Origin of the sequence: Phaeodactylibacter xiamenensis, assembly GCF_965229835.1 — a bacterium.
Taxonomy (GTDB): Bacteria; Bacteroidota; Bacteroidia; order Chitinophagales; family Saprospiraceae; genus Phaeodactylibacter; species Phaeodactylibacter xiamenensis.
Map to the genome: position 1 here is coordinate 981287 of NZ_OZ245931.1, position 12798 is coordinate 994084.

The window sequence follows — 12798 nt, forward strand, 5'->3', positions numbered from 1 at the left end:
TCATGCAGAGAAGAACTTTTATCAAGCAAGCCTCCGCCAGTGCAGCGGCGCTGTCCCTGGGCGGGCTTACGGCTACGGCTCAGAGCTACAACCGGATTATTGGCGCCAATGAGCGTATTAATGTTGCCATTATTGGTTGCCAGCGTCGATACGGTGGGTTGCTGGATAGCATTTCGAAAACCCCAAATACGCAGGTCGTTTTTGTTTCAGATGTCAATCAGCAACGACAGAATAAGGCCATTGAAAAAGTGGCGAAGGTGATGGGGCAAAAGCCGCAGGGTGAAAAGGACATGCGCAAGATCATGGAAAACAAGGAGGTGGATGCCACATTCCACGCCACGCCTGACCACTGGCATGCTCCCGGCTCCATTCTAAGCATGCAGGGCGGCAAGCACGTTTACGTTGAGAAGCCCTGCAGCCACAATCCGGCTGAAGGTGAGATGCTAATCGCCTGGCAAAAGAAGACCGGGCTGCAAGTCCAGATGGGTGCTCAGCAGCGGTCATCACTGGAAAGCCAGGAGATCATACAGGCTATCCACGAGGGGCTGATTGGGGAAGCCTACCATGCCACCGCTTTCTACTCCAACAACCGGGGGCGGGTGCCTGATGCTAATAAGATCCCTGTACCGGACTATCTGGACTGGGAACTGTTCCAGGGCCCTGCACCACGCACCGATTTTATTGATATCGTTGGCGATTACAACTGGCACTGGTACTGGCGCTGGGGCACAGCAGAAACCGGCAATAATGCGACCCACGAATTCGATATCGCCCGTTGGGCGCTGCAAGTGAAATTCCCGGAAGAAGTACGGGTCAACTCTGCCAAGAATCATTTCAGGGACGACCCCTGGACTATGTATGATACCATGTACGCCACCCTTAAATTCCCGGGGGGTAAGGTCATCAACTGGGATGGCAAGAGCCGAAACGCTAATCCGACCTACGGCGGTGGGCGGGGAACCGTCATTTATGGCACGGAAGGCTCTGTATTTGTAGACCGGGGCCATTACAAGCATTATGACAGAGATGGCAAACTGGTTACGGAGAAAGTCTCTGGCGGAGATGAAGCGGGTACAGCGCTGGGCGGCGGCGGCAGCCTGACCGACCGACACGTGCGCAACTTTTTTGAAGCCATTCGCGGTAAAGCCAAGCTCGCCTGCCCGATCGATGAGGGCGCCATCAGCACCAATCTCTGCCACTATGCCAATACCTCCTCAAGAGAGGGCGACGCGGCCCTTGCCATCGACCCGCAGACCGGCAAGTACAAAAACAAGAAAATAATGAAAAAGTACTGGGGCCGGGATTACGAAAAAGGCTGGGCTCCGGAACAGGCCTGATGATAACAGTCGGCCGGATTACTTCTTGCCTCCGGCCGACTGGTTTTTTAATTTTCCAGATGCTGGTTCAGAAAATCAAATGTCCGTTTTTCTGTCCAGTAGTACCCATCCCGGTTGACAGTGACAAAACCAACATGGCCACCCCGTTTTGGCGCTTCAAAATGGAAGTATTTGTGGTCCCGGGCCAAATCAAAGGGGTAACAACTTTCACTCAGAAAAGTATCGTCCTGCGCACTAACGAGCAAAGCCGGGTGCTCAATGGTCGGAATGAAGTAGATACTGCTGCAACTGGTCCAGTAATCTTCCGCATCTCTAAAACCGTGGATGGGCCCGGTAAACTGGTCATCAAATTCGCGGAAATCCCGGGGCATGCGCTCCGGAATCTCTAACTGCCCGGGAAACCGGTTGGCTTTCTCCACCATTTTGGCGTTGAGGGTTTGCATAAAACGCTGCCGGTAATGCCAGTTGTGCCATTTGTCAATCTCGGTATTGGCTGACTTCACATCACAGGGTACCGAAAAGGCCACGCCTCCCACCAACTCATCCGGGTGGAAACCACCTTCGCCCAGGTATTTCAGGATCACATTGCCACCCAGGCTAAACCCTACCAAACCGATATGCCGGTAACGGCCAAGGCTCAGCGCATGATCAATCACCTGACGAAGGTCTCCAGTTTCGCCAATGTGATAAGAACGCAGCAGGCGGTTGGGCTCACCACTGCAACCCCGAAAATTCAAGCCCAGCGCATCCCAGCCCCGTTCATTGAAGTAGCGAGCCATGCCCCTGATGTAAGGGCGGTCAGCGGAGCCTTCCAAACCGTGCAGCCCGATAATGAGCTTGTCGCTGCCCGTGCAGGACCAGTCAACATCCAGAAAGTCGCCATCGGGGAGCTCCAGGCGCTCGCGCTCGTAGGCCACTTCCGGGACCTTACGGAAAAAGGCCGGGTAAATAGTATTAACATGATGGTTGCGAAACCAGGGTCTTGGACGATAAGAAGATGTAGTGATCAAAGGCATTTCAATTTATAAGTTATTCCAATGGAGTGAGCGATCGCAACTGCAAATTTAGGTTTAAGACGTTATCGCCCAAACGCTGCTGGTAATTTTCCAGGCTGGACCGTGCAGCACCGGGGTCATCAAAAACCAGCCCAAAGTACAAAGCGTACCCAATTTCCAGCTCGTCAAAGCAGCCCAGCCAAACGGCACTTGCCGTAAAACCGAAGCCTTCCAGCTCCCGGATGCGGGCCCTCACGGCGCTGTAGCTTTGGTATACCCCTTCCTGAATGATGTAGCCGGTAGAAGTCAGGGGGCGCAGGCGGGAACAATCGTAGGTGTAAGGCGCAGCACCGTCCAGATGCCCGACAAAACCCTCGCTGGAAGCCCCGGAACGCGAGACCGGAGGCACTGGCACCGATTCCGGCTGTGCAGGCTGCAGCGACAGGTAGGGCTCCATATCTTTCCGAATGGGATAGGGCCAGGTAATCAGGGTATCCAATACAAACGTGATAGGCTGAGTGTAGCTTTCGTTGCGCTTCCGCACATCAGCCATTCGTCTGAGGTAGGCTTCCGGGGATTCTTCTTCAATAGTTTTAAGCTCCTGCATTTCCTGATAGAGTACGCCCGATGTAATCGCGAGGCATATCCCTACAATCAGCATTTGATATTTGTAGCGCCGCTGGAACCGCAGCAGGTTTTCCGGCTTAAGCGTAGCCATCCATTCCGGGTAACGCCCTTCGTCTAGCATGCGTTGGAGGTCGTCCTGCCTGAGAAAGTCAATGTTGCTGCGTTTCTTTCCAAAAACATCTTTCCGGGCAGGCGACAGCTGCATCAGGATGGATTTATCCAGGCGCACGATCAGCAGTCCCATGCCGTTATAGATGCACTGCTTTTTCAGCTCCAGATAGTAGGGATCGCTTGTGAGATTGGCGAATACATCCTCCCCCAGCGCCACCCACTGCTCATCAGCATGGTAGCGTTTAAATTGCTCAATGGCGTAGATGTACCGGTACCGCCTCCAGCCACGGAACAGCAACAAAAACGCGAAAAAGCCAAACGTAAAAAAGGCAATGAACAAAGCAATCGCCCCGGTCAGCGTCAGGGCTTCCACCGTAAACCAGGCCCGGAACAAACCAAGCAGCAGCAAACCACAGGCGAAACAAGCCGCCACAGCTGCAGCATCCCAATAAAGCAGGATTTTTTGCTTGCGGTAGCGCACCTCGGCTTTGGTATCGTAGGAAGTCGCCTCGAAAGTCGCCCGAAACACTTCGCCGGAAGGCTGCACAAAGGACAGGAAACCATCCGCCACAATCCCGCCCTTGCCCCGGAGATCAGAGGACAGCTCCCAGCCGCCCTGCCTTTGCCGGAAGCGGTAGTGGTGCTTCAGGTAGCGCAGGGTTGCAGACTTAATATCTGCTTCGGTAAGCGTTTGAGATTGCCATTCCATGTGCCTATACCATTTCGAGTTGCTGCCAAAGCTTAACGGCTTCCATGGCCGGGCGGACATCGTGCACCCGAAGTATTTTAGCGCCCTGTTGCAGGGCGACCATGTTTAAAGCAGTGGTTCCGTTCAACGCATGTTCCGGCTTGGTTTTCAGTACTTTATTGATCATTGACTTCCGGCTCAGCCCGGCCAGTAACGGCAAGTCTAAAATTTTGAACAGGTGCATTTGTTTGAGCAGCTGATAGTTGTGCTCCACAGTTTTTCCAAACCCAAATCCGGGATCCAATACAATATCGTGCACATCGAGGGCCCGCAGCTTGCCTACCTCCGCAATAAAAAAGTCCAGCACCGTCTGCACCACATCCTCATAATCCGGGTTGTCCTGCATGGTCTTCGGGCTGCCCTTCATGTGCATAAGGATGTAAGGCACCTGCAAGCGGGCCACTGTTGGGTACATCGATTCGTCGAAAGCACCGGCGGAAATATCATTGACGATGGCAGCACCCGCTCCCACCGCTTCCTCCGCTACCCGTCCGCGGATGGTATCAATACTGAGAATAGCCTCCGGAAAAGCCTGATGCAGGGCTTCAATCGATGGCAATACCCGCTGCAGCTCCTCCTCCACTGAGATAATCTCAGCGCCCGGACGGGAGGACATCCCACCGATATCCAGAATCGAAGCCCCTTCCTTTAACATCTGTTCTGCCTGCCGCAGCAAGGCATCCTGACGGGTATACCGCCCACCGTCAAAGAAGGAGTCCGGCGTTACGTTCAATATCCCCATCACCTGAGGCGATTGGAGGCTCAGCAGTGTACCGCGGCAGTTTAAAGTGAGGCGAGGGTTCAACATAAGTAGGTCAATAAAAAGACAAAGGTAATAATTCCACAACCAAGGCCGCATCTTTACCGTTGGGTATACTGTCATCGATGAGGTTTGGGAATCCAAACCGACATCGAGTGCAGTATATACTGACCGTTTTGGTCTGGGCTTCGCCCAAACAAGAACGCGTCATGTATAGTTTGATGGAAACACCGGGAACCATAGGTTGTTTCTGCCTCCATTCAACGCAATTCAAACCGATAAAGTGCTATGAGATTTTTTTGGTTTATCCTGGGGCTTGCCGCCCTTGCTGCCTGTCAGCGTTACAGTACGCTGCCCGGCACAGCCACCGGCAACAACTGGAAAGTAAAGCCCCTGCCAGCTTCCCCGCAACAAATGGATGGCGACCCGGAAGCGGGCTATGCCTTCATCGGAGGGGGCTCCTACATCGGCTCCGGAGTGCCCTTTGAGATGATGAAAAAGCGCCTCTCCGGCACCACCGATACCGTGCTGAGGCGAGGTGGTGTCAATGCCAACCTGCCCTACCCTGTTAGTGCCTTCGAAGCAGCTAAAGGCGGAACACTCGTGATGAACGGCAACTGCTTCACCTGCCACGCCGGGGAAGTCAACGGGCAGATTGTACCGGGGCTGGGCAACAGCTTCTCAGACTACCAAAAGAGCTTCAAGCCGATGGGCAAGGTGATCCGGGTGGGTGTAGACTTCAAGTACAAAAAGGACGAGCCCGAGTGGGAGGCCTATGAGGACTTCTCCCGCTACTTCAACGCTATGGCGCCTTACATTCAGACCAATCAGCCCGGTGCCAATCCGGCTTTCCGCCTGGCAGAAGCCTGCATGCGCCACCGCGACCCGGTTGACCTGACCTACCGGGAGGCACCCAACTACGACATGATGGACTACACCATCGCCACCGATGTCCCGCCTCTTTGGCATGTTAAGAAAAAGAACGCCCTGTACTACAACGGCATTGGGCGGGGCGACTTCACCAAGCTGCTTTTCCAGGCTTCTGTGCTGGGCATACCCGACAGTACGGCTGCCCGGGAAGCCATCATTGGGTTCAAAGATGTCCTGGCGTGGCTGCAAACACTGGAGCCCCCGGCTTATCCCGGCCCGGTTGATCAGGCACTGGCGGCGGAAGGGCAGGTCATTTTTGAAGAAAATTGCAGCAAATGCCACGGTACCTACGGCGAGGAAGAGACCTATCCCAATAAGCTGGTTTCACTGGCACTCGTCAAAACAGACCCCATGTACGCCAATTACGCGAAAAACAGCGGCATCGTGGAATGGTACAACAGCAGCTGGTTTGCGCAATCAGAGCCGAAGTCGTACTTTGCGCCCGAGCTGGGGTATGTGGCACCACCTTTGGATGGCATTTGGGCTACCGCGCCCTACCTCCATAATGGCTCGGTCCCCACAGTAGCCGCCCTGCTTGACAGCAAAAACCGGCCCGATGTCTGGGCGCGGTCAGGGGACAGCCGGGATTACGACCACAAGGCGCTTGGCTGGGCCTACACAGAGCTGGACAAAGCCAAAGGCGACTGGGCATTTGACACCAACCGCCCCGGCTACAGCAATAAAGGGCACGATTTTGGCGATAAATTATCAGCGGGTGAACGCACCGCTGTTATTGAATACCTTAAAACATTATAAACATGCGAATGCTATTGCTTGGGATCGCTTTGCTGGCTGCCTGCACGGGCGTTCAGGCACAAGCCCAGGATGTACAGGATATCAAATCCCGGATAAATCAATACTTCACCGCTACCGAAGACAAAGACTGGGAGACGGTGGTCGATTTTCTTTATCCGCCGCTTTTTGAGCAAGTTTCCAAAGAAGAGATGGTGCAAATGTTTGCCGACATGAGTGGCAACGGTATGGAAGTGGATATGTCGGGATATCGCATCAAGCGCATCAGTGCTCCGTTCGCCTTTGAATCGGAGCGATACGCCCCCGTCAGCTACATGGGCACGATGACCATACAATTCACCTCCGAGGCTTACAAAACTCCGGAAACGGTAGGCATGATCAAAGGCAACCTCGAAGGCACGCATGGCACGGACGCCGTGTCCTACGATGGCGCCACCAATACCTTTACGGTCCTGGTAGATAAGGTCATGTACGCCATTGCCGACGAGGGGACTAAGAACTGGCACTTCATCGAAAATGATGCGCAAAACCCAATGACCCAAAAGCTCATTCCTGCGGAGGTGAGGGCTCATTTTGCAGGGGAGTAAAGCATCGAATTAAGCTGTTGCCGCGTTATAGTGATAGTAATCAAAACCTTACACCTATGACGCGGCAGCTTTCTCTCCTGCAGTCCCCGGCATTCCTCCTGAGCCTGGGCTTGTTACTCCTTAACGATTTTTACCTGAAAGGCGCTTTTCCGGGCCTGCTTACCGGTAAATTATCCGATTTTGCCGGGCTGTTTGCCTTTGCGCTGTTTTGGATCGGGCTTTTCCCTGCTTACCGCAAATCCATTTGCTGGGGCATCGCCTTGTTTTTCGTGTATTGGAAAACACCATTCAGCCAACCGCTGATTGAAGGCTGGAATAGCCTGACCGGGCTGCATTATGCCCGGGTGGTGGACTACACGGATTATCTGGCGCTACCAGTCCTGATTTTGGCCTACCGCTATAGCCTGGCGTACGCACCTGATTGGAAGGTCCGGGTTCCCTACGCGATTCCGTTTTCTGTGGCCGTTTTTGCCTTCCTGGCCACGAGCGAACCTGATGAATATGACCGTTTCCTGGTCCTTGACGAGACCTACGAGCTCCCCTATGGGAAAAATGAATTCGTGCCACGGGTGGATGCTGCCGACAGCTTGTTCATTGAGCATGGATTGCCGCTTTCCGAAGGATTGGAAGCGGATACGGTAAACATCAGCTACTACGCGGCTCACTGTGGGGGCTATCAATGGGCGGATATTGTTCTTATCCCCCGCAACGATAGCCTTACCAACCTGCAGGTCATCGGGCTGTACTATTGTACGGATGATCAGCAGCGGCGCCCCCTGGCTAAGGCGGAGTTTGAGCGGCAGGTGATTGATAAGATTGATTAGCGTTTTTACAAATTGCAGAGATCGGGGATAACGTGCGACTTCTACGAAGTCGATCTCCTATGGTATTGCAAGGGTTACGAACATGCGACTTCTACGAAGTCGTTCTTCCATAGTGTTGCAGGGGGATACTAAGGTGTGACTCTACCCGGCTATGCCAGGCAGACAGGTTCTACGAAGTCTTCCGGAGTTTTATACAAACTGCTGGTTTTAGCATGCTTAAAAACTGCAGAGATTGGGGGGTAACGTGCGACTTCTACGAAGTCGATCTCCTATGGTATTGCAAGGGTTACGAACGTGCGACTTCTACGAAGTCGTTCTTCCATAGTGTTGCAGGGGGATACTAAGGTGTGACTCTACTTGGCTATGCCAGGCAGACAGGTTCTACGAAGTCTTCCGGAGTTTTATACAAACTGCTGGTTTTAGCATGCTTAAAAACTGCAGAGATTGGGGGGTAACGTGCGACTTCTACGAAGTCGATCTCCTATGGTATTGCCAGGGTTACGAACGTGCGACTTCTACGAAGTCGTTCTTCCATAGTGTTGCAGGGGGATACTAAGGTGTGACTCTACTTGGCTATGCCAGGCAGACAGGTTCTACGAAGTCTTCCGGAGTTTTATACAAACTGCTGGTTTTAGCATGCTTAAAAACTGCAGAGATTGGGGGGTAACATGCGACTTCTACGAAGTCGTTCTTCTTTGGTATTGCCAGGGTTACGAACATGCGACTTCTACGAAGTCGTTCTTCCATAGTGTTGCAGGGGGATACTAAGGTGTGACTCTACCCGGCTATGCCAGGCAGACAGGTTCTACGAAGTCTTCCGGAGTTTTATACAAACTGCTGGTTTTAGCATGCTTAAAAACTGCAGAGATTGGGGGGTAACGTGCGACTTCTACGAAGTCGATCTCCTATGGTATTGCCAGGGTTACGAACGTGCGACTTCTACGAAGTCGTTCTTCCATAGTTTTGCAGGGGGATACTAAGGTGTGACTCTACTTGGCTATGCCAGGCAGACAGGTTCTACGAAGTCTTCCGGAGTTTTATACAAACTGCTGGTTTTAGCATGCTTAAAAACTGCAGAGATTGGGGGGTAACGTGCGACTTCTACGAAGTCGATCTCCTATGGTATTGCCAGGGTTACGAACGTACGACTTCTACGAAGTCGTTCTTCCATAGTGTTGCAGGGGGATACTAAGGTGTGACTCTACTGGTTGTGCCGGGCAGACAGGTTCTACGAAGTCTTCCGGAGTTTTATACAAACTGCTGGTTTTAGCATGCTTAAAAACTGCAGAGATTGGGGGGTAACATGCGACTTCTACGAAGTCGATCTCCTATGGTATTGCAAGGGTTACGAACGTGCGACTTCTACGAAGTCTTTCTTCCATAGTGTTGCAGGGGAATACTAAGGTGTGACTCTACCTGGCTATGCCAGGCAGACAGGTTCTACGAAGTCTTTGGCATTCTTTCCAAGCTATTCATGCCCCTAAGTTTAAAAATGGAATCTACTAAGCTTGTTCCTTTACCTCGAAGGTGGTGGAGTGCTCGAAGTCCCGGAAGTCGACCGCGCTGACACCGGATACGCCTTGCTCGGCCATGTAGACACCGTAGATGGTATCCACGGCTGCCATCGTCAGCTTGTTGTGGGTAACGATGATGAACTGAGAGTCTTTGGAGAATTTCTTGATGATCTTGTTGAATTTCTCGATGTTGGCATCATCCAGTGGGGCGTCCACTTCATCGAAAATACAGAATGGGGCGGGCTTGAGCAGGTACAGCGCAAAGAGCAGTGCGGTGGCCGTGAGCGTCTTTTCGCCACCCGATAGCTGACTGATGGTCTGCGGTCGCTTGCCTTTGGGCTTAGCGACGATTTCAATTTTCGATTCCAGCGGGTCCTCAGGATCCATCAAGATCAGGTCGCAGGTGTCTTCTATGGTAAACAGGCTGCGGAAAACATCGATAAAGTACAAGCGGGCCTTCTCGAAGGACTCCAGAAACTGCAGGGTGGCCGTTTCCTCGATTTCCTTTATGGTGGTTTCCAGGTCTGATTTGGCCTGAAGGATATCGTCCCGCTGTTTGGTGATATTCTCCGCCCGCTCCTTCATCTCATCAAAGGCTTCCACGGCCATGGGGTTGATCTCTCCGTAGTTCTCCAGGCGGCCACGCAGGCGGTCTACTTTCAGGGCGATTTCCTCCTCCGGCATGCCCAGGGTCGGCTCTTCATTAATGATGTCGTTGATCTCAATATTGAATTCGATGCGCAGGCGCTGAGCCACGGAACCTACCTTGTACTTGACATCATTGACCTTATCCTTGAGCGTGTTCACCAGGATTTGTGCGTCCTGCCGCTGCTTATTGAGCTTGCGGAGTTGATCTTCCAGTTCGTTAATGCCACCCCGGGCTTTGTAGTAGGTCTGTTCCGCCTCGGTGAGTTTGGCTTCCCGCTGCTTGCGCAGGTCGTAAGATTCCAGCAGCTGCTTTTGGAGGGCATCGGTGGCATCCTGCAATTCCCGGATTTCGAGCTGCGATTGCTCCAGCTTTTGGGCGTTGCCGGAAACGGTCGTGGTGGCTTCCTGCAGTTGCTTTTCACGGAAGCTCAGTTCCCGCTGTAAGGCCGATACTTTGTTCTGCTGCCGGATGAACTCAATGTTCTTTTCATTGAAGGCCGTGGAAGCGGCACTCATTTTCTCCGCTACATCCCGGTAGGTGATATCGGTGTCGGCAATGCGCTCCTTCAGCAGGCTGACTTCCCGTTTTTTCACCCGGAGCAAGCCATCCATCTCCTCGTTTTCGCGGTCCAGGGATGTGACCCGGTCGGTGTGCCCCTGCAGCTTATCCTCCGCTTCTTTGATGAAGGACTCGAAGTTTTCGAGGCGGGTGGCATGTGCTGTTTTCTCCTGCATCAGCTGATTGAGCTGACGGCGGGCTTCCTGAATTTCCCGCTCGGTACGCCGGGCCTTGAGCTGATCCATGCGGTCCTTGAGGCTGTAATAGGCAGACGATAGCTTGTCTTCCTCCCGTTCCAGCTTCCGGATTTCCTTTTCGAGGACTTCCAGGTTTTTCTTGCGGCCGATTTTTTTGCCTTCAAACAGGCCGATAGACCCGCCCGACACACTGTAGCGCCGCTGAATGAACCGCCCGCTTTTGGAGAGCAGCACATAATCACTGTCCTCTATGGCGCCCTTAATTTCTTCCTGATCAGTTACCAGCACATTTTCCAGCAGGTGGGCCACCAGTTTGCGGTAAGCCGGGTCGGTTTCCACCAAATCGAAAGCCTGTTGGGTATCGGGCAGCATTGCCATCGGCGGCACGTAGCGCTCGAAGGCGTCGAGCAGGAAGAAATTGGCCTTGCCTTTTTGGGTGCTGTTGAGCAGGCGGATGGCTTTATAAGCCGCTTCCAGGTCCGGCACCACGTAGTAGTTCAGGTAGGGCTCGAGGTAGTTCTCGATGGCGACCCTGTAGTCTTCCTTAACGTAGATGAGGTCCGACAGCAGGGGCGTTTCCGAATTCCACTCTTTGGATTTGGCGGTGCTCAGGAACTTAATTGACTCCGGAAAGCCCTCCAGGCTTTCGACCATGCTTTTGGTCAGCTGATACTCATTGCGGCGGGCATCGAGGGTACGGTTGACTTTAGTGCGTTGTTTATTTAGGTCGTCAAGTTCCTGATCGGTTTTTTCGAGCTGCTGTTGGCGTTCCTCCTCGGCTTTTTCGAGGCTTTCCACAGCGGCCTGCCGTTCGGCCTGCTGTGCCTCCAGGGTTTTCATCTTGTCCTGTAGTCCGACAATCTCCGTTTTCCGGCGGTCGATTTCCTCCAGTCCGCGCTTGAGTTCGCGCTGACTGCTTTCAATCTGATTGGTATTGATGGCTTTCTGCTTCTCCAGCTCGAAGGTTTCCCGCTCCAGGGCTTGCTGTTGGCTGACCACCTCGTCCAATCCGGCTTTCAATTGCCCATGGTCTTTTTTGATGGCCGCGAGCTGTTCTTCTGCCTGATTCAGCTCTTCTTCCAGGCGGGCTTCGATCCGCTTTTCGCCATTCAGCTCGGAGCGGTACTGCTCGATGTCTTCTTCCAGCTGCCGGATGCGGACTTTCGCGTTTGCGGTTTCCTGATTGAGCTTTTGCAGGTTGTCTTCCAGGAACTGCTGCTTCTGCTGTTGCATCCGCTTGTCGTTCTCCATACCGCGGATGTTCCCCACCAGGTTGTTCAGCTCGCGTTGGCGTTCGGACAATGCTTGTTCTTTGTCCAGATTGGCTTTACGCTCCTGTTCCAGGGCGGCTTCCCGGGTATTGATTTCCACATCGTACTGCCGGTAGTTGTCCTCCTCCTGCGTCAGCTTCCTGCGTAGTTCTTCCTGCTGCTGTTTGAGGCTGCCGATTTTGAGAATGGCCAGTTCGGTGCTGTAGCTTTTGTACTTTTCCTTGAGTTCGAAGTACTTGCGGGCACGTTTGGCCTGCTTTTCCAGCGATTTCAGGTTGTTGTTGATCTCAAAGAGCAGGTCCTCCACCCGGTCGAGGTCTTCCGAAGTATGCTTCAGCTTATTGAGGGTCTCGCGCTTGCGGACTTTGTACTTGGAAATACCGGCGGCCTGCTCAAACATCTTACGCCGGGAGTTGTCCTTATCGGCCAGGATGTCGTCCACCATCCCCAAGGCGATGATGGCGTAGGAATTGGAGCCAATGCCCGTATCTAGAAAAAGAGAAGTAATGTCCTTGAGGCGGCAGGTGACCCCATTGAGCCGGTACTCGCTGTCCCCGCTGCGGTAAAGCATGCGCGTGATGGTAAGCGTATGATACTCGGTAGGCAGGAGGTTTTTGGTATTCTCAAAGGTCAGGGAGACCGAAGCCACGCCGCCCGCTTTGCGCCGTTTGGTGCCGTTGAAGATCACGCTCGACATGGAGTCCAGGCGGAGTTCCCGGCTTTTCTGTTCTCCGAGCACCCAGCGGATGGCATCCACAATATTCGACTTACCGGAACCATTGGGGCCCACTATGCCAATGACATCCTCCTCGAAGTTGATGACCGTTTCGTTGGCAAAACTCTTGAACCCCTTTATTTCCAGCTGCTTCAATCTCATAGCCCACAAAAATAAAACATTCCGGGACATTGAAAACCGGAGGGGTGGTATATTTTATCC

8 protein-coding genes are annotated in these 12798 nt (G+C 53.1%); 4 read left to right on the forward strand and 4 right to left on the reverse strand.

Translation table 11 applies throughout. From position 1 onward, the window contains the following. Positions 1–2 precede the first annotated feature (2 nt). Complete coding sequence (locus tag ACO08I_RS03645) at positions 3–1337, forward strand: Gfo/Idh/MocA family protein (protein ID WP_421948519.1); 1335 nt, start codon at positions 3–5, stop codon at positions 1335–1337. Positions 1338–1384: 47 nt separating this feature from the next. Here ACO08I_RS03645 and ACO08I_RS03650 read toward each other — a convergent pair whose 3' ends face one another. From ACO08I_RS03650 to folP, 3 genes are read right to left on the reverse strand one after another with little or no spacing between them, the layout of a single operon-like run. Then, complete coding sequence (locus ACO08I_RS03650; protein WP_282777874.1) at positions 1385–2353, reverse strand: YheT family hydrolase; 969 nt, start codon at positions 2351–2353, stop codon at positions 1385–1387. Positions 2354–2366: 13 nt separating this feature from the next. After that, positions 2367–3779 carry a hypothetical protein gene (locus ACO08I_RS03655; protein WP_421948520.1) on the reverse strand — a complete coding sequence of 471 codons (1413 nt, stop codon included), beginning with the start codon at positions 3777–3779 and terminating at the stop codon, positions 2367–2369. 4 nt (positions 3780–3783) lie between these two features. Continuing rightward, positions 3784–4560 (reverse strand): dihydropteroate synthase, encoded by a 777-nt coding sequence (gene folP / locus ACO08I_RS03660; protein WP_282777870.1) that lies wholly within the window; start codon positions 4558–4560, stop codon positions 3784–3786. 306 nt (positions 4561–4866) lie between these two features. Between folP and ACO08I_RS03665 the strand changes: the two genes are divergently transcribed. The 3 genes from ACO08I_RS03665 to ACO08I_RS03675 are packed head-to-tail and all read left to right on the forward strand — an operon-like array spanning position 4867 to position 7672. Then, positions 4867–6264 carry a hypothetical protein gene (locus tag ACO08I_RS03665; protein ID WP_421948521.1) on the forward strand — a complete coding sequence of 466 codons (1398 nt, stop codon included), beginning with the start codon at positions 4867–4869 and terminating at the stop codon, positions 6262–6264. Between the two features lie 2 nt (positions 6265–6266). Further along, positions 6267–6848: a hypothetical protein gene (locus ACO08I_RS03670; RefSeq protein ID WP_282777866.1), complete on the forward strand. Its 582-nt coding sequence runs from the start codon at positions 6267–6269 to the stop codon at positions 6846–6848. 56 nt (positions 6849–6904) lie between these two features. Then, positions 6905–7672 (forward strand): hypothetical protein, encoded by a 768-nt coding sequence (locus tag ACO08I_RS03675; RefSeq protein WP_421948522.1) that lies wholly within the window; start codon positions 6905–6907, stop codon positions 7670–7672. A 1502-nt stretch (positions 7673–9174) separates the two neighbouring features. Here ACO08I_RS03675 and smc read toward each other — a convergent pair. Then, positions 9175–12738, reverse strand: a complete 3564-nt coding sequence (gene smc, locus ACO08I_RS03680) for a chromosome segregation protein SMC (protein WP_421948523.1) — start codon at positions 12736–12738, stop codon at positions 9175–9177. Between the last annotated feature and the right edge of the window lie 60 nt (positions 12739–12798).